This window comes from Arthrobacter sp. HMSC06H05 (assembly GCF_001807395.1).
Classification (GTDB): Bacteria; Actinomycetota; Actinomycetes; order Actinomycetales; family Micrococcaceae; genus Pseudoglutamicibacter; species Pseudoglutamicibacter albus.
Genome location: NZ_KV788980.1, coordinates 128058 through 150169 on the forward strand (window position 1 = coordinate 128058; position 22112 = coordinate 150169).

Here is a 22112-nt window from a genome sequence, read left to right on the forward strand (position 1 = left end):
CGCCTTGTCAAACAGAGCGGTAGCTGGGGCATCCGAGCCACCCTCCACGGAACAGATAGAACGAGAGAAACCCATGAAGCGTACCCGCCTCGCAACCCGGCTCACCGCCGTCGTTGCCGCCGCAGCCCTCGCGCTGACCGGTTGCTCCGGCAACGGAGACAACAACAAGGGCTCGTCGGAGACCATCGAGATCAAACACGCGCAGGGCACCACCCAGGTCCCTAAGAAGCCGGAGAAGATTTTCAGCTACGACCTCGCCTCCACTGACACCCTCAAGGCGCTCGGCACCGACGTCGCAGGTGTTGCCGAATTCACCTACCCGGAGCAGATGAAGTACCTCGAGGACGACAAGTACACCAAGATCGGTGGGCCAAAAGAGCCAGACCTGGAGAAGGTTGCCGCTGAAAAGCCTGACCTCATCATCATCTCCGGCCGCACCGCAGACGCGTATAAGGACCTCAGCGATATCGCCCCGACCATCGATATGTCGGTTGACGCGACCAAGCCGCTGGAGTCCTTCGAGGAAAACACTCGTTCACTCGCCAAGATCGTCGATAACGAAAAAGAGGCTGACGAAAAGCTGGGCGAGCTCGAAAAGCGCATCGACGAGGTCAAGGCTCGCGCTGAAAAGTCCGACCTGACCACCATGACCCTCATGGTTTCTGGCGGCAAGCTCACCGCTTACGCTAAGGGCTCGCGATTCGGAATCATCAACGACATCCTTGGCTTCAAGCCAGCCGCTGACGTGAAGGCATCTGGCCCTCACGGCGAGTCGGTTTCCTTCGAATTCGTCAAGGACAAGAACCCTGGCGCAATCTTTGCTATCGACCGTGACCAGGCCATCGGCGAGTCCTCCGGCGAGTCCGCAAAGCAGGTTCTCGATAACAAGCTCGTCAACAAGACCGATGCAGCTAAGAACAACAAGATCATCTACCTCGATGCGGCTAACTGGTACCTGGTCGGCTACGGCCTGACCACGGTTCCGAAGATGATCGACGAAGTTGAAAAGGCACTCGACTAGCCTGTAAAGCTCGAAGGGTGGGGCGTCCCCGTGACGCCCCACCCTTACGCGCCTCACACATTGAGTTGCCGGCTCACCAGTTGGGTCGAAGACTCTACAGGTGAGCGTATCTGGGGCACCACTGCAGTGTTGAACCACGAATATCTCGGTGTTAAACCATGACTAAAACAACTACAAGCATCCCGCCCCGGGCGAAGCGTGAGTCTTCACCGGGGCCTCGCCGTGTCACTTTCGGTCCAGCTGATCAGTCTCTGGCGACCCGATGGTGGGTCTTATTGCTCGCTCTTTTCGCGGTTCTTGGCCTCGCGGCCCTCTCGCTCTTCGTTGGCGCGTCCTCACTGTCTCTATCTGACCTGCTTGCCGGGAAGCAGGAAGCCGAGGAGGTCTTCTGGATCTCGCGCGTCCCCCGCACCGTAGCGGCCCTGCTTGCTGGCGCTGCGGTAGCGATCTCCGGTCTCATCATGCAGCAGCTGGCACGCAACCGTTTTGTTGAACCGCACATGGTCGGCTCAACCGAATCCGCGATGCTAGGTATCCTCGCTGTCACGATCTTTGTTCCGGCCATGCCAGTGATCGGCAAAATGGGTGTCGCCACCATCTTCTCTCTGGTCGGCACCGCTCTGTTCCTCGCGATCATCAACAACCTCCCAACCCGCGCAACGCTGCTGATCCCGTTGGTTGGCATCATGCTCGGCGGCGTGATCTCCGCAGCCGCAACGTTTGTGGCTTACCGCAACGACCTCCTCCAGACCTTGAACGCCTGGATGATCGGAGACCTCTCCGGCATCATCCAAGGCCGTTATGAGCTGCTGTGGATCGTCGCGGTCGTCGGCCTCGTGGGCTATATCGCGGCAGACCGTTTCACCGCCGCGGGCCTTGGTAGCGACTTCTGCACCTCGATCGGCATGAACTACAAGGTCACAGTCCGCCTCGGTATGGCGGTCGTCGCGCTCATCTCCGCGGTGAGCGTCACCACCGTAGGCGCACTCCCCTTCCTGGGGCTTGTGGTCCCGAACATCGTCTCCGCCATCGTGGGCGACCACCTGCGCCGTGCAGTCCCCTGGACCGCGCTCTTGGGCGCCGGCATGGTGCTGGCCTGCGACATCGCCGGCCGGCTCATCCGCATCCCGTACGAAATCCCGGTGGGCATGATCATGTCCGTATTGGGTTCCATCGTGTTCCTCAGCATGATCATCCACCAGCGCTACCAGAACGTCCCGCCGTCCTCGAAGAAGCGCGCCCGCCAGGCCGCTAAGAAAGCCCTGGCGATGCGCAAGCGCGCCGAACAGGAGGCTGCAGGTGCCTAATCAACACACAGCAACTCATGACAACGCAGCAGCTCATGACAAAACAGCGGCTACGCAACAGCTGGCCTCTGCTTCGAGCGCCACGACCCTGGATGAACTGATTGCCGAAGGTATCAAAGCTGAACGGCGCGACGCGCGGCGCGGCTGGATCTGGATCGCCGCACTGAGCGCCGGACTGCTGATTGCAGTTGCGGTGTTCCTCACGTGGGATCTGATGGGTGCGCTCGAATTCGCGCTGAAGCTGCGCGGAACCCGTGTGGGCGCGATGCTCGTATGTGCTGTCGCTATCGCGGTTTCCACCGTCGCGTTCCAGACCGTCACCGCCAACAGGATCCTGACCCCATCCATCATGGGTATGGATGCGCTCTATATCCTGCTGCAGACCACCGCGGTATTCGTTCTGGGTGGTACCGCATGGATGACCGCTTCCCCACTGCTGCGTTTCGGCATCGAGTTGGGGCTCATGGTCCTGTTCGCTGTGTTGCTCTACCGGTGGATGTTCACTGGGCGTACCGCCAACCTGCACCTCATGCTGCTGGTGGGTATCGTGTTGGGGACCCTGTTCCGCGGCATCTCGGCTCTCCTGCAGAAACTGCTGGATCCAAGCGAGTTCACGCAGCTTCAGGACCTGTTCTTCGCGTCCTTCAACCGTGTTGACCCTAACCTTCTGACTGCCGCGGCGATCGTGGTGGGGGTCGCGGTGTTCTTCGCGTGGCGTATGCGCCACACACTGGATGCGATGGCGCTGGGCCGCGACATGGCAACCAGCTTAGGCATCAACCACCAACGGGTCACCACCATCGTGCTGATCTTGTCTGCCGTGATGGTTGCAACCTGTACCGCGCTGGTTGGGCCGATCACGTTCTTCGGCCTGCTCGTGGTCTCGCTCGCCTACCAAGCGCTACCGGGCGCGGGCCACGGGACCCTGTTCATTGTGTCCTCGCTGATCGGTGCGTTCGCCTTAGTTGTGGGTCAGTTCATTGTTGAGCGGCTCGCGGGCCATTCGACCACGCTGTCTGTTGTGATTGAGTTTGCCGGTGGCATTGTGTTCATCGCGCTGTTGCTGAAGGGATCGTTGAAGTCATGATTGAAATCAATAAGGTTTCCAAGCAGTATGGCGCCACCACAGTGGTCGATGAGGTCACCACAGTGATCCCGGCAGGCGGGCTCACGAGCATCATCGGCCCCAACGGCGCCGGCAAGTCCACGTTGCTTTCGATGGTGTCGCGCCTGATCCCGATGGAGGAGGGCAACGTCAAAGTCGATGGTTTGGATGTGTCCACGACGCCGTCGAAAACGTTGGCGAAGAAGCTCGCTATCTTGCGGCAGGACAACCATGTTTCGCTCCGGTTGCGTGTGCGCGACCTCGTGGGTTTCGGTCGCTTCCCGCATAACGGCGGCCAGGCCACGCGTGAGGACCGCGCGATCATCGCTCAAGCAATGCAGGAAATGGACATCACGCCGCTAGCGTTCAAATACCTCGACGAGCTATCAGGCGGGCAGCGTCAGCGCGCGTTCATCGCGATGGTTTTGGCGCAAGACACCGACTACATCCTGTTGGATGAGCCGCTCAACAACCTGGACATGCGGCACTCGGTCGAGATGATGAAGCTCATGCGCCGCCTTGTTGATGAGCAAGGTAAGACGGTGGTTGTGGTGATGCACGACATCAACTTCGCCTCCGTGTATTCGGACACGATCGTGGCGATGCGCGATGGCCGCTTGGTTCAGCAGAGCAGCCCGGAAGAACTCATGACCACCGAACGGCTCGCTGAGGTGTATCAGATGCAGATCCCGATCCACGAGATCGACGGTAAACGCATCGGCGTCTACTACGGCTAGGTTGCTTTTGGGCTAGCTCCGGTTCCGCCGGTGAGCTCCGGTTCCGCCGGTGAGCTTTGGCTACGCTGGCTCAGGCTGGCGGCTGGCTGCCGGGCACAACTTTCGGGAGGGCGTCCGGGTATTTCTGCATGACTTCGTCTACGAGGTGTTCGCGGATGTAGTTTTTCAGATCCCAGAGGTCGCCCGGGTTGCGGGCGCTCACCACGACGGTGAGTTGCATGTTGCCGCCGGCCGCGTTGGTCACAACGGTCTCACTGAAGCGGCCGTCCCACAGCTCAGTTGCGTCCAGTAGCTGTTCAACGCGTTTACGCAGTGCCGTAACGGGTGCATCCCACGAGAGGTCCAGGACCACCGAGCCCTTGATTTCTTCCCCGCCTCGCGACCAGTTTTCAAACGGCGTGGTGGTGAAGTAGGTAGACGGCAGAATCATTTTGCGGCCGTCCACGAGCTTGACCACAACGTATGTCAGCGTGATCTCTTTGACGTTGCCGCGTTGGCCTTCCACCACCACGATGTCTTCAACACGGATCGCGTCCGAGAACGCGAGCTGCAAGCCAGCGAACACGTTGGTCAGCACTCCCTGAACCGCGAGGCCTGCAACCACGGAGATCAAACCGGCGGACGCGAGAACGGTTGCACCCATCGCGCGCACGCTCGGGATCATGAGTAGCACCGCGCCCACGCCGAGCACGAGCACGATCGCGGTCACGAGCCGCCGCATCAACGTCATCTGGGTACGCAGCTTGGCTACCTGCCGCGGGTCCCCGGATTCCTCATAGTGCACAATCACGGAGATTTCGACCACCGAAAGCACCGTGACCGCAAGCCACGTGATCGAAGCGACGGCCGCGACTTTGAGGATCACAGCCAACGGGATCGATATTTCTTCATCCCGGAACACCCCCGGGGTCCCGAACATGAGTCCCACCGAAAGCAGGAGGCAGAACACAGGGATTTGGAGGCGGCCTAGCTGCTCCTTGACCCGCGGGCGCTTACGCAGGATCCGCGCGAAGATGAACCACACGAGCCATGTGATGACTAACGATGCGACGATCGGAATGCCGAACGCGAGCCACGGCCGCACCACATTCGGTGCGCTCTCGACGATCGGCTCGAGCCCGGGAAGCGTCGGCTTGTCCGGATCAGGCTCCAGGAAGCCGCTCGGGCTTGAGCTTGGATCCTTGCTGGGGTCTGTTGAGGACGGGTCGCTTGAGGGCTTCCCAGATTCCGATGCGCCAGGTTCCTCAGACGGTTTTGGAGATTCCGATTCACCGGGGCTCTGACCATCGCTGGGGCTCGCTTTTTCTGCAGGCAAGGCCGTCAACAAGGTTGCTAGGAATCTCATAACTGTCAGCGTTTCACAAGTTTCTGATGGATTCCTTGAAGTGTTGCGGTAAGGCGCGGTAAACGCGCACTGCGCTGTCGGCTGCATTGGCGCGTTCTCTACGCACCTTAGGCAGGCCTAGCCCTAGTCAGATGAACGCGCGAACGTTAGGCTGGTCACATTAGGTTACTTGGGGGTAACTGCCGGCCGTACCGCATAGTCGCTGCTGTTGCCGTTGCCCTCCGCTCACGTCTTCGTTTCAGGAGTTCTCATGACTGACGCTTCCACCTCCCCACCGCAGCCATCATCGTCGCAGCCAGCGCAGCAAGCATCCACATCGCGCCCTGCTTCGCTCACGGAGCCGGATTACGATCTGTACGCGGCCGGCCCTGACGCGCCGAACGCTGATCCGGCGGGGGTTTTCAAAGATTTACCTGAGAGTGCGCGTGCCGTGCGGGAGCGGGCGCGCGCTTTCGCGCTCGAGAAGGTCGCGCCGGTGATCGATGACTACTGGCACCGCGGCGAGTATCCGGCGCATCTGACCAAGGAACTCGGCGAGGCTGATCTGCTGCGCGACGGCATCGCGGTGGATGGCCGTGAAGGCTGGAGCCGGCTTGAGGCCGCGATGGTCGGCATGGAGCTGGGCCGCGTAGACCTCTCGGTGTCCACCATCGTGGGTGTCCAGGGTGGCTTGGCTCTGCGTTCGATCGACCTGTGCGGCTCCGAGGAACAGAAGCAGAAGTGGGGTCCGGCACTTGCCGAAGGCAGTGTTGCTGGCGCGTTCGCCCTGACGGAGCCAACCCACGGCTCGGATTCGATCGGCCTGGAGACCATGGCTACTAAGGTCGATGGCGGGTGGCGCATCACTGGCGCCAAGAAGTGGATCGGTAACGGGGCGATCGGTCCGGAGTTCGGTGCGCCGGCCATCTCGGTCGTGTGGGCTCGTGATACCGATGACGGCCAGGTCAAAGGCTTCATTGTCCCGCAGGATGCGGAGGGCTACAGCGCGTTCCATTTGAAGGAGAAAATCGCTCTGCGTTGCTTGTGGCAGGCCGAAATTGATCTGCAGGATGTGTTCGTTCCAGAGGAGAACGTGCTGCCGGGCGCGCAGTCCTTCAAGAACACGGCGCAGGTTTTGTTCGCTACCCGCCTCGGTGTTGCATGGGCCGCCGTGGGTGCGGCGATGGGCGCGTACGAGGTCGCCGCGCAGTACGCGAGCAAGCGCATGCAGTTTGGCCGCCCGCTGGCTCATTCCCAGATTGTGAACGAGCGTTTGGCGCGCATGCAGTCCACGCTCGTTCAGGCGCAGCTTTTGGCTCTGCACTGCACCGAGTTGGAGGACCGCGGTGAGCTCTCCGGCGAGCTTGCATCGCTGGCTAAGTTCACGTCCACGCGTGCGGCCCGTTCGATTGCCGCCGATGCGCGTGACCTTCTGGGCGGCAACGGCATCCTGATCAAGAACCGGGTGGCACGCCACTTCGCCGACATCGAGGCGCTGCACACCTATGAAGGCACCGAAACTGTGCAGGCGTTGCTGATCGGGCGTGGCGTGACCGGCAAATCCACTTTCGCCGGTTAGCTGCTCCGGGGCAACGTGGGGCGCCGGGCATCGCGGTGCGCCCGGCATCGTGGGGCGCCGGGCATCGCGCAGGCTAGCCCCGCCTGTATCAACCCGGGCTAACTCAGCCCAGGGTAGTTCTTATCTAGGAACGGTTTGATGACGGCGAGGTTGTCTTGCGCATAGAACAAGGTTCCCGCGTGGTTGCGTCCAGGCAGTGGATGGAACGTGCAATTCTGAGCGAGCTGTGCTTCATCTTGTGAGTCTGCGTAACGGCGCGGGTCCTTGTCTCCGGCCATCGTGAGCACGGGTGCGCTGACCTGGGCGATGAGCGTGTCCGGGATGGTTTTCTCTGCTGTTTCCATCTCGGTGAACATCGCGTAGAGCGCGAGCGGGTCGTTAGCTTTGAACGCGAGCGCGGTGGCGTGGTCTAGTCCTGGCCCGAAGCCCGCGACGAACGCGTCGATGTCTCCGGCACGCAAGGTTTCGAGGTAGCCGGGGAAGAAGATGTTTTGGACTTCACCGGTCTGCTTCCGGTGGCTTCCCCCGAGCGCAACGAAGGTCGTGAATCGGGTTGGCGCGGTGGTCATGAGCTGCCAGCCGGTGCGCGCACCAAGCGAGTAACCGATCAAGCCCGCGATAGCGATCCGTTCGGCATCCATCACGGCGAGCACGTCTTCAGCCATGCGCTCCATCGCATAGGCCTGCGCCTCGTGGGGTTTATCTGACTTGCCGTGGCCGCGCGCGTCGATGCGGATGTAGGTGTAACCCGGCAGGCCTTTGAGGTAGCCCAGCCCACGCCAAATGACCCGCGACAGCGCCGATCCGTGCAGGAAAATCAGGACGGGCCCCTCCCCGGTTACCTCGTAGTAGATGCGGGTTCCGTCCGTGGGGTTGATTGCATAGCTCACGAGTTTGGATTCTAACTAACAGCCCGTGTCGGTGCGCATCGTGCCAAGATAGTAGACATGGATCAGCACGAAAGCACCGGTCAGCAAGAAGGCACAGGTCAACTAGACGGCACGCCTCAGCGCAAAACCCGCACTCACATTCCTGCCGCGGCGCAAAAGCCTGCGCCGGTGTCTGGCAGCACGGAGGCCAACACGTCGAACCATTTGCCGAGCGTGCGTGACCTTCCGAACCCGTGGAAGGACCGTTGGGGCCGCGCGGGTGCACGTAGCGCGCAAGTGCTGCTCATTATCGCGCTGGCCTCCGTCCTGGTGTATGGGCTGATCCAGGTTTCGGTTCTCGTCATCCCTGTTTTGTTGGCGACCATCCTCGCGTGTGCAGCGTGGCCTGCGATCGAGTGGTTGCGCCAACGCATGTCTGATACGTGGGCCGCCGTGGTGGTTGTGGTTGCCGCGGTGCTGGTGCTCGGCGGCATTATTGGCGGTATCACCGCGACGGTCGTCTCCCAGTGGAGCGGGCTGGTTGATAACGCGGTGCAGGGCTTCAACCAGACGCGTGAGATGGCGAACAAGATGGGCATCGAGATCAGCTCGAGCCAGGTGGATGAAGGGATCGAGCAAGTCAAGAAATTCTTGACGAGCTCGACCTTCAGCACGGGCGCGGCCGCCGGGTTGTCTTCTGCGAGCATGTTCTTTGCGGGCATGGGTACGTTCATTGTCACGATCGCGATCTTCTTGCGTGATGGCGACAAGATCTGGTCTTTCCTTCACTCGTGGGTTCCTGAGTCGGCTCAGCCTACGTGGCATACGGCTGCGGTGCGTGCCCGTGACACATTCGGCGGTTATGTGCGTGGCACCGCGGTGATTGCAGCGGTCGATGCGGCAGGCATCGCCCTGGTCATGCTCGTGTTCGGTGTGCAGTTGTGGTTCCCGCTGGCGATCATCGTGTTCATCGGCGGCTTCATCCCGATCATGGGTGCGTTGGTCAGCTCGATCCTCGCCGCCCTCGTCGCTTTAGTGACCAACGGTTGGCTTCCAGCGCTGGCGATCATTATCGGTTCGATTGTGGTGAACCAGCTTGAAGGCAACCTCCTGCAGCCGCTCGTGATGGGTTCGGCTCTGCGGGTTCACGCACTCGTTGTGTTGTTCGCCCTGACCGCTGGGACGGTTCTTGCCGGCATCATCGGTGCACTGCTCGCTGTTCCGCTAACGGCTGCCGCGTGGGCCGCGGTCAAGGTCTTCACCGGGAGGGAAACCAAGGTGGATGATCTCGAATACCGCAAGCGGAAGAAACGCATCCGGAAGATCGCGAAGAAGCGCGCTAAGCGGGTCAAGCAGCTCGCCTAACGCGGGGCCTGCAACAGGGCCGTATTAGTCTGCAACAAGCCCAGGCTGATCTGTGCCTCCCCTACCCAAACTCCGTAATGCATGTGAGGGTTCGTTCATGAAAGCTCGTATCGATGCGTGGTTGTGGTCCGTGCGCGTCTATAAGACGCGTTCGGAGGCCACCACCGCTTGCAGAGCGGGACATATTCGGGTCAATGGTGAGCCGGTCAAGGCGGCATATGCGATCAAGCCCGGCGATAACGTGCGCATCCGCCGGCATGGTTTCGATCGGCACCTGCAGGTTGTGAAGCCGCTCGCCAAGCGCGTCTCAGCGCAGGTCGCGGCCACCGCATACGTCGACCACACACCTGAACGGGTCAAGCCCGCGATCCCGCAGGTGCCGGTCCGTCCGCGCGGCTCTGGCCGGCCCACCAAGAAGGAACGCCGGCAGATGGATCAGCTGCGCGCATCGTGGGTTCCAACCGTTGAGAACATCGAGGATCTGGACCTCAATTCCGGCCCTTGACAGCGCCCTGAACCTAAGCCCTAGCTGAGCTTCTCATGTGAGCCGATATGAATGCGCTGTGAGTTTATCGCCCCGCTAGAGTAATTCGTTCCGAGACGGTAGCGTGAAAGCTACGTCTGTGCATATGCAGGCAGATCTTGTTCGCCGAAAGCAGTCCGGCACCGGTCAGCACACCGCGAGTCAAGGTAGTAGAACCGCCCACGCGTGGGCATAGGCCCGGCTTAACCGCTGGGTGTAGAAAGGACAAGGGCTCGTATGGCTTCTGGAACCGTCAAATGGTTCAACCCAGACAAGGGTTTCGGCTTCATCGCTCCGGATGATTCTTCTGATGACCTCTTCGCTCACTTCAGCGCAATCCAGACTACTGGCTTCCGCACCCTCGAAGAGGGCCAGCGCGTTGAATTCGTTGTAGCTGAGGGCCCGAAGGGTCTGCAGGCAACCGAGATCACCCCGCTGTAAGCGCACGCTACAACAGCGCATAATTACATAACATTCTTAACCCCAACGTGGTAGCCCCAGCATGGCGACCCCGATGCGGTAACCCTAGTCGGTAGCCCCGTTAGGCCGTCCACGTTGCGGTAGCCCCCGATGCGGCGAAAGCGAGCAGTAATCTGTTCAGCTTTCGCCGCATCGTACATTGAGGCGATAATCTGGGAACACCTCACCTCGCCAACAAGGGGAAGACTGTGGCAAACAAGAAGCTTAAGAAGCGTACGTGGGCTGCGATCGGTGCCGCTGCTGCCGTGAGTGGTGTGGCCGTTCGTGATCTACTCCAGAAGAAGAACGCGGTTCTGCGTAACTATCCGGTGCTGGGGCATGCGCGGTATCAGCTGGAGAAGATCCGCCCGATGATCCAGCAGTACTTCATTGAACGTGACTGGGATGGCCGCCCGTTCGACAAGACGACCCGAGACCTCATCAACGCGCGCGCCGACGGCAAGAAGGCCGAGGAGGCTTTCGGCACGTTAGCAGAAGTCAACGAGGTCGGTTTCGAGTGGATGGTTCACTCGATGAACCCGCTCGAGCCGCCACAGACCCCGCCGCGTGTTGAGATCGGCGGACCGGACTGTAAGCAGCCGTATTCGATGTCGTTGCTGAACATTTCCGCGATGAGCTTCGGTTCCCTCTCAGGTAACGCGATCACGGCCCTGAATAAGGGTGCGCGGATGGGCAATTTCGCGCACGATACCGGTGAGGGTGGGTTCACGCCGTACCACCAGCAGGGTGGCGACCTGATCCTCGAGGTCGGTACGGGTTATTTCGGTGTCCGCGATCAAAACGGCACGTTTGATCCCGAGCGTTTCCGTGATGTCTCGAGCAACGAGCAGATCAAGGCCGTTGAGATCAAGCTGTCCCAGGGCGCTAAGCCCGGTCTTGGTGGTGTTCTTCCTGGCCCGAAGGTGACTAAAGAGATCGCGGAGATCCGCGGCATCCCTGAGGGCGTGAAGTGTGTTTCCCCTCCGGGACATTCGGCGTTCAAAACCCCGACCGAACTGATCGAGTTCATCGCTAAGACCCGCGAGCTCTCGGGTGGTAAGCCGACCGGCTACAAGCTGTGCGTGACGTCGGTGGATGACGTCTTGGCGATGTGCAAGGCGATGATCGAGGTTGGCACGGCGCCAGACTTCATTGTGGTCGATGGCGCTGAAGGCGGTACTGGTGCCGCCCCGGTTGAGTTCGAAACCCACATGGGTATGCCTCTGACCCAGGGTCTCATGATTGTGCATAACGCTCTGGTGGGTGCCGGTTTGCGCGATAAGGTCAAGATCGGTGCTTCCGGCAAGATCGCTGAGGGTAACGCTATCGTCAAGCGCTTGATTCAGGGCGCTGACTTCACGAACTCGGCGCGCGGGATGATGCTCGCGCTGGGTTGCATCCAGTCTCTGCGTTGCGCTGAAGGTACCTGCCCTGTGGGTGTCGCGACCCAGAACCCGCGCCTTGAGCGCGGCCTGGACGTGGATGTGAAGGCTAATCGGGTCTATAACTTCCACCAGGCAACCGTTGCCCAGGCGGTCAAGATCATGGCTTCGATGGGCGTGACGCGCCCTGAGGACCTCTCCCCTGCGATGTTGCGCCGCAACGTCTCCCCAGACAACAACGATTCCTTCGCTCGCCTGTTCACGTGGCTTGAACCAGGTGAACTGCTGAGCGATTCCCCACGCATGTGGAAGGAACACTGGGCGAACGCGAGCTCGAGCCGCTACGGGCTCGGCAACGCGACAACCGCCCGCGCATAGCAGGGAGGCAGGCGCGGCGCGCGGGGCGAACGCGCTTGGCGTGAACGTGGGTTGCGCCCGGCCCGCGCCGGGCCCATACGTAGCCCGCGGCGGAATATTTCGTTTGAGGGCACCGTTGAAATAGCTAATGGCTACTTCAACGGTGTCCTCTTCACAGTCAACTGACCACTCCACTGCGCCAGCGCTTTCGATGCTGGATCTAGTTCCCGCGCGCCGTAACGATGGCCCGCAGCAGCCCTTCGTCAACGCGGTTGAGCTCGCCCAGACCGCGGAACGTACCGGCTACCAGACCATGTACTACGCCGAGCATCACAACATGCCTGAGATCGCATCGACCGCTACCGCGGTTTTGATGGGTCACGTCGCCGCCCGCACCGAGACGTTGGGCATGGGTGCGGCGGGCGTGATGCTGACGAACCACGCCCCGCTCGTGGTGGCTGAGCAGTTCAAGATGCTTGAGGCCCTCTACCCTGGACGCATCCAGCTCGGCCTGGGCCGGGCCCCTGGTACGGATCAGGCGACGGTGCGCGCTCTGCATCGCTCCCCTGAAGCCGCGGAGCATTTCCCTTCTGACGTCATGGAGCTGCTCGGGTATTTGGATGGCCCGTCGCGCATCCCTGGGGTCGAGGCGTTCCCGGCCACACCGGATGCCACGATCCCGGTCACCATCCTGGGGTCTTCCCTTTACGGCGCGCAGCTGGCCGCCAAACTCGGGCTCCCCTACTCTTTCGCCTCGCACTTCGCGCCAACCCACTTGCAAGAGGCACTTGAGGTGTACCGGAGCGAGTTCAAACCATCCGAGCGGCTGGAGAAGCCACGCGTCACCGTGGCTGTGGGCGTTGTGGCCGCACCGACCGTGTCTGAGGCGAATCAGCAGTTCCAGCACGCACTGCGCCGCCGCGTGCAGTCCATGCTGGGTCGGCATCGTCCGCAGCCTTTTACCGAGGCTGAGATCGACCAGATCCTGCAGATGCCAGCGGGTAACCAGGTGCGAAACATGATGAGCTATTCCGCGGTGGGCACGCCGGATCGTGTGGTCGAACAGCTCAAGAGTATGGCCGCGGAAACGCAGGCTGATGAGCTGATTCTCGCCCACCAAGCCGTGGCGCACGAAGACCGGCTCGCCTCCGTCATCGCAACCGGCGAGGCCTGGCAGAAGTAACGGGAAGGATCCATGCAGATGCAAACTCACCTCGTGCACGCCAGCGTGCACCAAGGCTTGGGCCTCATCCGCCTCAACCGGCCTGAAAAGCTCAACGCTTTGACCCCTGAGATGGTCGATGCGGTCCACACTTCCCTCCGTACATGGCGGTATAACGGGGACGTCAAGGCCGTGGTTTTGCTGGGTGAGGGCGAACGTGGGTTCAGTGCGGGCGGTGACCTGCCGAATTTTCGCCGCATGCTCATGGCGGGCGAGGCCACGCAGATGCTGGGCATCTTGGCCGCCGAGTTCGAGCTGGCGGCCGCGATCCAGACCTACCCTAAGCCGGTGATCGCGTTCATGACCGGGGTCACGATGGGCGCGGGCTTCGGGCTGGCATCGGCGGCTTCGGTGCGGATTGTGACCCCGGATTCGCAGCTTGCGATGCCGGAGGTGCGCATCGGCTATGTTCCGGATGTGGGTGGTTCGCTGTGGCTGGGCCGGGCGCCGGGACGGGTCGGCGAACACATGGCGTTGACTGGAGATGCGGTGGGTGCCGGGGACGCTGTCGAGTTCGGTCTGGCTGATTTCTGCATCGAGCAGGATGCCGTGGATGACGTGCTCACCTCGATCGCTGACCTGTGTGCTTTGCCTGGCCAGGATTTGGCGGTGGGCCTGCACATCATGCATGGTGCGCCGCAGCGTTCTGAGTTGAATGTTCAGCGGGCCTGGATCGATGAGGCGTATTCCGGCAGTGATGTCGCTCAGATCCTGAAGAATCTGGGTGCCTCCCCGTGGCCGGCGGCCGCGAAGGCTGCTGAGCGGATTCGCGCTAACGCGCCGATCGCGTGTGAGATTGCGTTGCAGCTCGTGCGTGAGTCCCGCGCCGAAGACGAGCTGCGGGGCGCGCTCGAACGTGAGCACCGTGCAGCGTCCTACGTCATGGACACCCCCGATGTTGTTGAGGGGATCCGTGCGCTGCTGATCGATAAAGACAAATCACCGCGGTGGTCGGTGACCCGCGCCGAGGATGTCGATACAGACCGGGTTGCCCGCATGCTCGAACCCCAGGACGATGAGCTCGGCCTGTGGGACGACGGCGAAGACGGCGACTGGTAGCGCCGGCACTGACACACGCCCGGCGCTGTCCCGCCCCCCCGTTGCCTAGCCACCAGTATTGACACCTGTGGCCCGCTCGAAACATTCGAGCGGGCCACAGTACTTCATCCCCTCGGCGCTATTCTGAGGCGCTACTTGCGGGTGACGTCGCCGAGTGCTTCGCTGGCGAGCTTGTTGACGGTGCCGTAGCGGTGCGCGGTCATGGTCACGGATTGTTCGCGCACGAATGGCAGCATTTCGATGCGGCCCGAACGTGTGACCGGGTGCGCGTTGACGGCGAGGTCTGGGGCTTGGGTCGTGGCCTCGCGGGTCGCCTGAACCAGCGCGTCCATCTCTTCTGTTCCTTCGCGTCCGATGAGGCGCACGCGGCTTCCGTCCGGGTTCGCGGACAGCTGTCGGCAGGTTTCGAGCCAGGCTTCTTCGTCTTCTATGACGACCGCGGCACCCAGCTGACGGTAGGCATCGGCGATACCGATGGGTGCCTCGTCTGGCAGTGAGACTTCCATGCGCTGTTTAGCGCCGGTTCCTACGCGGTCGGTCACGGAGCGCAGTACGCGCCAGCCTGCGGCAACCACGCGTGCTAGCAGCACGAGGTCGGCTTCTTCGATGGTTGCCACGCGGATGCGTACCTTGACGGGACGGTAGCGCAGACCGTTGACCTCAACGTCGAGGCCTGTGGCGTCTTGGAGGCCTTCGAAGAACTCGCTGTCCTTGGCGTCCTGCGCGAGTGCTTGTTCGAGCCAGGCCCGTGGTTCTTCGTTGAAGGTGTGGACCAGCATCGAGTAGTGCGGCGTGGACACGATGACCTCGCGGTCTGCTGGGCCGAGGCCGTGTTCGGAGTCTTCCCAGCGCAGCATCGACGGGACGTAGTTCGGGCCGCCGGCCTTGGTTCCGGTGCCGACCGCGGATTTCTTCCAGCCGCCGAACGGTTGACGCTGAACGATCGCGCCGGTGATACCGCGGTTGATGTAGAGGTTGCCGGCCTCGATGTGCTGCTGCCAGTACCGGATTTCCTCGGCATCGAGTGAGTGGATGCCGCTGGTGAGGCCGTAGTCGATCTGGTTGACCCACTGGACGGCTTCTTCGAGGCTTTCGGCGTGCATGATGCCGGTGACGGGCCCGAAGTATTCGGTCAGGTGGAACTCGGAGCCGGGCTTCACGCCGGCGCGGATGCCTGGCGAGAACAGCTTGCCGGAGTCATCGAGGGGTTCAGGTTTGAGGACCCAGTTCTGCCCTGGCTCGAGCTGGGTGAGGCCGCGGCGCAGCTTCTCCCCTGGTTCTTCGATGACTGGCCCCATGATCGATTCGGGGTTCTCCGGATAGCCCACCACGAGCGAGTTCGCGGCGTCGACGATCTGACGGTAGAGGCGCTCGGAGCGGGCCGCCTGGCCAACCAGAATCACCAGCGAGGCGGCCGAGCACTTCTGCCCTGCGTGGCCGAATGCGGAGTCGACGATGTCTTTCGCGGCGAGGTCGTAGTCCGCGGATGGGGTCACGATGATCGCGTTCTTGCCCGAGGTTTCCGCGAACAGCGGCAGGCCTGGGCGCATCTCGTGGAAGGCCTGAGCGGTTTCGTACGCGCCGGTGAGGATCACGCGGCCCACGCGTTCGTCGGTGATCATCGCGTCGCCGAGGTCGCGGGAGGAGGCGTCGATGAGTTGCAGGATCTCGCGTGGGAGCCCGGCTTCATCGAGCGCTTCCCAAATGCATTCGGTGAGCACTGCACCGCAGCGGATGGATGCGCGGGCTGGCTTGATCACTACCGCGCTGCCCGCGGCGAGCGCGGAGATGGTTGAGCCGGTTGGGATGGCTACGGGGAAGTTCCATGGCGGGGTCACGAGCGTGACTTTGTCCATGACGGGTTCCGCGCCGGCGATCGTGCCGAGGTTGCGTGCCTGTTCGGCGTAGTAGTTGCAGAAGTCGATGGCTTCGGAGACTTCCGGGTCGCCCTGGGCCAGCGTCTTGCCGGCTTCGGAGCCCATGACTTCGAGCAGGTCGGCGCGGCGGGCCTTCATTTTGTCTCCGGCGCGGTGGAGCACGTCGGCGCGTTGGTCTGGGGTGAGGCCTTGCCACACGTCGGCGGCTTTTTGGGCGGCATCGTAGACCTCGTTGAGGCGTGTGGTGTCTTTGACTTTCGCTGCGGCTACGGTGTCTGTGCCGAGGGTGCTGGTTGGGATGTTCTTGAGGATGTCTCCGCCCCAGAGTCGGTTCCATGCCAGGTCCGGGTCGGTGTCCGGTTCGTTGGTGAAGGTGCCGCCCCAGGTTGGTTGGGTGAAGTCTTCTTTGTTGCGGTCCTGGAAGCGGCGCGGTACGGGCGCCTCCGTCCATTCTGACAGGATGCTGACAGATTCACGGAAGCGTTCCTCTTCCTGCTTGAACGCGGCAGGCTCTTCGTCGAGGTTGAAGACCTCGGACATGAAGTTGTCTTCGGTCGCGCCCTCTTCGAGGCGACGCACAAGGTAGGAGATCGCAACATCGAACTCATCCGGCTTGACCACCGGCGTGTAGAGCAGAAGCCGGCCCACATCCTGCCGCACCGCTTGTGCCTGCTGGCTTGCCATGCCCAGCAGCATCTCGAATTCGACGTCCTTGCCACCCGGTTCGATGCCGCGGGCACGCATCAGATGCAGGTGCAGCGCGATGTCGAAGAGGTTGTGGCCTGCGATGCCGAGGCGCACGTTCTTGACGTGGTCCTGGGTCAGTGCGTAGTCGAGGATCGCTTTATAGTTCGCGTCAGTGAGCTGCTTGGTGGACCACACGGTCTGGGTCCAGCCGCGCATCTGCGCTTCGACCTGTTCCATCGGCAGGTTCGCGCCCTTGACCAGGCGCACCTTGATAGGGGCTCCACCGTTGGCCACGCGTTCCGCGGCGAAGCGCTGGAGGCGCTTCATGGCGGCGTAGGAGTCCGGCAGGTAGGCCTGCAAAACGATCCCGGCCTCGGTGTTTGTGAACTCGTCCTCGCTCAGCAGCTCGGTGAATACCGCGAGCGTGAGGTCGAGGTCCTTGTATTCCTCCATGTCCAGGTTGATGAAGGTGCGCGGGCTGGCGTTGTTGGCCGCGCGATACAGCGGGCGCAGGTGCTCCACGATGTCGGTCACGGCTTCATCGAAGGCCCACGGGCTGTGTGGCGCCACGGTTGCGGAGACCTTGATGGATACGTAGTCCACGTCGGAGCGTTCGATGAGCTCCTTGGTGCCCTTGACGCGGTGCGCGGCCTGGTCTTCGCCGAGGATCGCTTCACCCAGCAGGTTGATGTTGAGGTCGATGCCCTCGGTGCGTAGCTCCTTGATCGCTTTGGTGAGCTTGTCTGGGCGGGCATCCACGATGAGGTGGGAGACCATGTTACGAAGTGCGGCGCGGGCGGCCGGGATCACGACACGTGGGGCGAGCTTACCGAGGGTTCCCCCGGCTTTCACTGCGCTTTGGAGGTACCACGGCAGGAACGCTGGGACCTTCGCCGCGATCTCGTTGAGGGCCTTCGCGGCTGCCGCTGGGTCCTCGGTGCGGATCACGCGGTCCACGAACCCGACCGTGAAGTCGAGGCCGTCCGGGTCAGAGAGCACGCCGGCGAGCTGTTGGGCCGCCCTATCGACGGGGTAATCGCGGGCCGCGGCGAGCCAGTCACGAACCTGCTGTACGGCTTCGTCTGTGAGGTCCCACGGGCGGATGAGTCCTTCCATGTCTGGCCCGTGCCAAGCGATGGGCCTGCGGGTGATCGATTCAGCCGTGTGGCGTCCCGTCATGCGTACGCACTCCTAACTTTTGTGTCAATAACTAACGTATTTCCGTGGAAAATCTAGCTGGCTTTCAGGATGCTCTCAGCGTAATTTGAGCTTCTCCCTGGCTATATCTCTATTTTGCCGTAGGGTTGTAAGCAGAAGGCATCCTCAACGTGTGGGTGCTGTTTTATTCTGAAAGGCGGTGTTGGCTTTGGGTATTCTAGGTTGGATTCTAGTAGGTCTGATTGCTGGCGCTATTGGTAAGGCGATCATGGGCGACTCGATGGGAATCATCCCAACGCTCGTCGTCGGTATCATTGGTGGTCTTCTAGGTGGTTGGCTCGGTTCCGTTATCTTCGGTAAGGGAACCGGCGGCTTCTTCGAGCTGAGCACGTGGATCTGCGCGATCGCAGGTACCTGCATCCTGCTGGGTATCTTGGGAATCTTCTCCCGCGGCTCCGCACGCGCTAAGTAATAGACCTAGCTCTAGACAGCGGTGCCCTACCAGGTTTGACCTGGTAGGGCACCGTTCTTTAAGCCCGCTGACTTCTAGATGGCTGCTTGCACTGCGCGGTTGCGGCTCTGCGCTGGTTACCTGGCACCGGGCTATTGACTGGGCACCGCGTGTTTATTTGGCGTCGCGGGGTGTGCGCAGGCCGAAGTACACGGCGATGGATACCGCGAGGGCCAGCACCCCTGCGACCGTGGCGGTCACGGTGACGCCCGAGTCGAAGGCGTGCGATGCTGCCTGCAAGAGTTCTGCCGCGCGTTCGTGCGGGATCCTGGCCGCCACATCGTGCGCTGCAGCGAGCGAAGAGGCTGCTTGTTCACCCTGGGCCTGGCTCAGGGCCGCAGGCGGCACGAGGTGCGCGGTGTAGAGGGCGTTGAGTAGCCCACCCAGAACGGCGGCCCCCATGACGGTGCCGAATTCGTACGCGGTTTCAGACATCGCGGACGCGGCACCGGCTTTTTCGGAGGGCACGGCGGTGAGCACAAAGTCGTTCGAGAGGGTCTCCGCCATGCCAGCGCCAGCACCAATGAGAAGGAACGCGACCATCGGAACCCAGTCCCCGCGCCCCACGAACACCGCGAGGATCCCGTACGCGAGCGCACTGCACAGAAGACCCGCGACCATCGCGGCAACCGGGCCCGTTTTCCGGGCCACCGGAACAACACCGAGACCAGCGACCACCGTCATGACCATGCCAGGCAGCATGAACAGGGCGGCCTCCGCTGGGCTGCGGCCCTCGATGAGCTGTAGATGCTGGGAGAGGTAGTAGAGGAAGCCCACGAGCGAGAACATCGCGAGCAGGTTGATGATCAGTGGAAGCGCGAACGCCTTGCGAGAGAGCAATCGGACGTCCAGGAACGGAATGTCCGCACCCAGTTGGCGGCGCACGAAAACGAAGCCGACAGCCAGCGCGAACGCGATAGCGGCCAGGCCGACCCACAGCTGTTGTGGCAGGGTCTTGATCCCGTACGTGAGAGGAAGCAGGGTGGCCATAGCGAGCGCGATGCTCACAACATCGAGCGGGCCCGGGTTCGGGTCCTTCGACTCCGGCAGCAACAAAGGCGCGCCGATCAGGAACGGGAGCAGGATCGGGACCGCCATGAGCAGGACGGAACCCCACCAGAAGAAGTTCAGCAGCAGTCCGCCGATGATCGGCCCGAGTGCCGCACCCGCCGAGAACGTAGCCGCCCAGATAGCGACAGCGGTGGTGCGTTCGCGTGGGTCCGGGAAGATATTGCGGATCAGGGACAGCGTGGCAGGCATGAGTGCCGCACCGAACACTGCTTGCAGGGCGCGGAACACGATGAGCATCATCGGGCTCACCGAGAACGCAGCGATACCGGAGACCACCGCGAAGCCGACCGCGCCGATCATCATGATGCGGCGGCGACCAATCCGGTCACCCAAGTTTCCCATCGGGACCAACAGCCCCGCCAAAACCAGCGGGTAGATGTCCAAGACCCACAGTTGCTCGGTTGCGTTCGCGTGCAGTTCAACAGCGATTTCCGGTAGGGCGAGCACCATCACGGAGTTATCGACAGAAACCAGCAGGACAACAATCATGAGCAACGCCAACGCGGCCCAACGCCTGCGGGCGCTCGGGATCAGCTGCTCGTATTTACCGTATTGGGGGGACATAAACTTTCTCGAAAAACAACAAATAACAGGAGCGCAAGCGTGCTCTGGTTAGCCGCGGAGGATGGCTTTGCGTTCCCTCCAGGCGCGGGCTTTGCGTTCCGATAGCGGCATCGGCTGTTCATCCTCAGGGAGCGCAGAATCCGCGGGGACCGCGATGAAGGTGTTGAGCCATCGCGCGTTCGGGTCGGAATCGATGAGGAAGGATTTTAGCAGCAGCGTTGCCGGCAGTGCCAGGAGGGCTCCGAGCGGGCCGAGGACCCAGACCCAGAACAGCAGGGACAGGAAGGACACGGTTGGGGTGACGCCCACGGATTCGCCGGCGAACTTCGGTTGGATGATCGATTGGATCACGAAGTTCAGGACCGAGTACGCGACGATCACGGCAACCGCCGAACCCCAGCCTTTCTCGAGGAAAGCCAGCAGTGCGGGTGGGATGAGGCCGATGAAGAACCCGACGTTGGGGATGTAGTTGGTGATGAAGGAGAGGATGCCCCACACCCATACCAGCGGGATGCCGAGCAGCCAGAGCGCGCCAACGTCGGCGATCGCGACGATGAGGCCGAACACGGTGGTGACGAGCCAGTAGCGGCGCACGCCGTAGGCGAAGTCGTTGGTGACGATGAGGGCGCGCGGCTTGGTGATGCGCAGCAACTGCTGGCGTGCGTGCAAGCCAGCGGAGTCCATTGCGAGGAACAGGGTCGCGATCACCAGGGTGGTCAGTAGAGCGAGGATTGAGGAGACGTTGGAGAACAGTGGCGCCAACAGCGACATGACGTCGTTCGGCTGGATGGATTGCAGTGACTTGGTGATTTCGCTGAAGTCCAGGTTGAGTTCGAGCGCGGTCTTCTGGATCCACTGCCACGCTTCAACGAACTGTTCGTTATAGGACGGCATGAGTTGGATCAACGCGAGTAGCGACCACACGATGAGCCACACGAACAACACCAGGATCACGAGCACCAGCAAGAGCGAGACCATCGCGCCCACGAACGGTGGCACCCAGCGTTGCAGGAACTTCTGGACCGGATACACCACGATCATGAGGTTCAAGCCCAGGAAGACCGGCGCGATGATGTCTTGCAGATCGCGCACGAACATGAGGATGATGCAGGTGGCGGCGAGCCCGAGCGTCACCTTGATGAACCGAGGCATACCGGCTTGTTGGTCTTCACCCCACTTGCGGGCCTTACCCGCGGAGGCAGAGAACTCCTCCTTGGGTTTGCCGGCGTCATCCAGCGGGATCACTCCGATGCTGCGGGCTGGCTTGAACTCGTCGGCGTCGGCGTCGGCGTCGGTGGCGGTGTCACGTGGCTCTTCCTGCGCGGCGGAGGTGGAGGCGGAGGCGGGGTCGTGTGCCGCATCGTCCGACCTGTCTTTGGGTTGCGGGGCTTCAGTTTGGGTGTCGGCGGGTTCGGCGTCTTCTGGTTTGGCGCCGTCTGGGTTTTCGGGGGTGGGGACGATGGGGATTTCGCCGGTCACAGCATCGTTCGAGTCTGCTGTGTATTCATCTGACGATTCTTGACGTCCAGACATACTTCTCCCCTAGCTTCAACGGATACTTCGGCCCATTCGCACACCATTCTATGGCGCGATGACGGCTGCGCGGCGACTGTTGCGCGCCGGCGTCAAACGGGTGTGTTTTCGGGTTGAGTTTGGGTTAGAGGCGGGTGGGGCACGGGCCGGCTTCGGGCCGGGTTTGAGTTCGGTTTGGGTTCGTCTATTGGGCGTGGTATGGTTTCATCTGTTCGCCGCGGCGCGGTCCAGTGAGGACCTGCAGGCAGAGCGGACAGCGCAGGAATTATAAGTGAATTATTATGGCTTCTGCCTTGCGGGGGTATGGCGCAGTTGGTAGCGCGTCTCCATGGCATGGAGAAGGTCAGGGGTTCGAATCCCCTTACCTCCACGTTTTGTAATGTGTCGGGACATCGTTCACAC

At 61.8% G+C, this 22112-nt stretch carries 17 protein-coding genes and 1 tRNA gene; 13 read left to right on the top strand and 5 right to left on the bottom strand.

The annotated features are described in order from the left end of the window. The first annotated feature begins 73 nt into the window (after nt 1-73). The 4 genes from HMPREF3160_RS04705 (at nt 74) to HMPREF3160_RS04720 (ending at nt 4170) form a co-directional block, all read left to right on the top strand. Nucleotides 74-1021 (top strand): siderophore ABC transporter substrate-binding protein, encoded by a 948-nt coding sequence (locus tag HMPREF3160_RS04705; protein ID WP_035756270.1) that lies wholly within the window; start codon nt 74-76, stop codon nt 1019-1021. 158 nt (nt 1022-1179) lie between these two features. Then, entirely contained in the window at nt 1180-2328 is a 1149-nt protein-coding gene (locus HMPREF3160_RS04710) for an ABC transporter permease (RefSeq protein ID WP_083285427.1), read from the top strand. After that, nucleotides 2321-3415 carry an iron chelate uptake ABC transporter family permease subunit gene (locus HMPREF3160_RS04715; protein WP_256173978.1) on the top strand — a complete coding sequence of 365 codons (1095 nt, stop codon included), beginning with the start codon at nt 2321-2323 and terminating at the stop codon, nt 3413-3415. Before HMPREF3160_RS04710 ends, HMPREF3160_RS04715 begins: the two co-directional genes overlap by 8 nt. Continuing rightward, entirely contained in the window at nt 3412-4170 is a 759-nt protein-coding gene (locus HMPREF3160_RS04720; RefSeq protein ID WP_035756268.1) for an iron ABC transporter ATP-binding protein, read from the top strand. The genes HMPREF3160_RS04715 and HMPREF3160_RS04720 overlap by 4 nt, the downstream gene beginning before the upstream one ends. Nucleotides 4171-4240: 70 nt before the next feature. Here the strand turns inward: HMPREF3160_RS04720 and HMPREF3160_RS04725 are convergent, their stop codons facing one another. Beyond that, entirely contained in the window at nt 4241-5515 is a 1275-nt protein-coding gene (locus HMPREF3160_RS04725; protein WP_083285428.1) for a mechanosensitive ion channel family protein, read from the bottom strand. Nucleotides 5516-5765: 250 nt separating this feature from the next. Between HMPREF3160_RS04725 and HMPREF3160_RS04730 the strand changes: the two genes are divergently transcribed. Further along, nucleotides 5766-7073 (top strand): acyl-CoA dehydrogenase family protein, encoded by a 1308-nt coding sequence (locus HMPREF3160_RS04730; protein WP_083285429.1) that lies wholly within the window; start codon nt 5766-5768, stop codon nt 7071-7073. Nucleotides 7074-7171: 98 nt separating this feature from the next. Here HMPREF3160_RS04730 and HMPREF3160_RS04735 read toward each other — a convergent pair whose 3' ends face one another. Continuing rightward, nucleotides 7172-7963: an alpha/beta fold hydrolase gene (locus HMPREF3160_RS04735; protein WP_070507318.1), complete on the bottom strand. Its 792-nt coding sequence runs from the start codon at nt 7961-7963 to the stop codon at nt 7172-7174. A gap of 57 nt (nt 7964-8020) precedes the next feature. Here HMPREF3160_RS04735 and HMPREF3160_RS04740 point away from each other — a divergent pair, with 57 nt between their 5' ends. The 6 genes from HMPREF3160_RS04740 to HMPREF3160_RS04765 all read left to right on the top strand — a co-directional run bounded on the left by HMPREF3160_RS04740 (nt 8021) and on the right by HMPREF3160_RS04765 (nt 14309). Beyond that, a complete protein-coding gene (locus HMPREF3160_RS04740; protein ID WP_083285430.1) occupies nt 8021-9307 on the top strand; it encodes an AI-2E family transporter in 1287 nt (428 codons plus the stop codon). A 97-nt stretch (nt 9308-9404) separates the two neighbouring features. Beyond that, on the top strand, nt 9405-9812 hold the full coding sequence (locus HMPREF3160_RS04745; protein ID WP_052048466.1) for an RNA-binding S4 domain-containing protein: 408 nt from the start codon (nt 9405-9407) through the stop codon (nt 9810-9812). Between the two features lie 255 nt (nt 9813-10067). Continuing rightward, nucleotides 10068-10271, top strand: a complete 204-nt coding sequence (locus HMPREF3160_RS04750) for a cold-shock protein (protein WP_035756264.1) — start codon at nt 10068-10070, stop codon at nt 10269-10271. Nucleotides 10272-10498: 227 nt separating this feature from the next. Then, nucleotides 10499-12049, top strand: coding sequence for an FMN-binding glutamate synthase family protein (locus tag HMPREF3160_RS04755; RefSeq protein WP_070507319.1), 1551 nt, complete (start codon nt 10499-10501; stop codon nt 12047-12049). 127 nt (nt 12050-12176) lie between these two features. After that, a complete protein-coding gene (locus HMPREF3160_RS04760; protein ID WP_070507325.1) occupies nt 12177-13211 on the top strand; it encodes an LLM class flavin-dependent oxidoreductase in 1035 nt (344 codons plus the stop codon). Between the two features lie 12 nt (nt 13212-13223). After that, nucleotides 13224-14309, top strand: coding sequence for an enoyl-CoA hydratase/isomerase family protein (locus tag HMPREF3160_RS04765; RefSeq protein WP_070507326.1), 1086 nt, complete (start codon nt 13224-13226; stop codon nt 14307-14309). A gap of 131 nt (nt 14310-14440) precedes the next feature. On the opposite strand, the gene HMPREF3160_RS04770 is transcribed toward HMPREF3160_RS04765, so the two are convergent. Next, nucleotides 14441-18052 carry a bifunctional proline dehydrogenase/L-glutamate gamma-semialdehyde dehydrogenase gene (locus HMPREF3160_RS04770; RefSeq protein ID WP_070507327.1) on the bottom strand — a complete coding sequence of 1204 codons (3612 nt, stop codon included), beginning with the start codon at nt 18050-18052 and terminating at the stop codon, nt 14441-14443. Between the two features lie 187 nt (nt 18053-18239). Here HMPREF3160_RS04770 and HMPREF3160_RS04775 point away from each other — a divergent pair, with 187 nt between their 5' ends. After that, nucleotides 18240-18503, top strand: a complete 264-nt coding sequence (locus HMPREF3160_RS04775; protein WP_035756297.1) for a GlsB/YeaQ/YmgE family stress response membrane protein — start codon at nt 18240-18242, stop codon at nt 18501-18503. A gap of 153 nt (nt 18504-18656) precedes the next feature. Here HMPREF3160_RS04775 and HMPREF3160_RS04780 read toward each other — a convergent pair whose 3' ends face one another. Further along, nucleotides 18657-20177 carry an MFS transporter gene (locus HMPREF3160_RS04780; protein ID WP_070507328.1) on the bottom strand — a complete coding sequence of 507 codons (1521 nt, stop codon included), beginning with the start codon at nt 20175-20177 and terminating at the stop codon, nt 18657-18659. A gap of 48 nt (nt 20178-20225) precedes the next feature. After that, a complete protein-coding gene (locus HMPREF3160_RS04785; RefSeq protein WP_070507330.1) occupies nt 20226-21710 on the bottom strand; it encodes an AI-2E family transporter in 1485 nt (494 codons plus the stop codon). 297 nt (nt 21711-22007) lie between these two features. Between HMPREF3160_RS04785 and HMPREF3160_RS04790 the strand changes: the two genes are divergently transcribed. Next, nucleotides 22008-22080 (top strand) — tRNA-Ala (locus tag HMPREF3160_RS04790). Nucleotides 22081-22112: the final 32 nt, after the last annotated feature.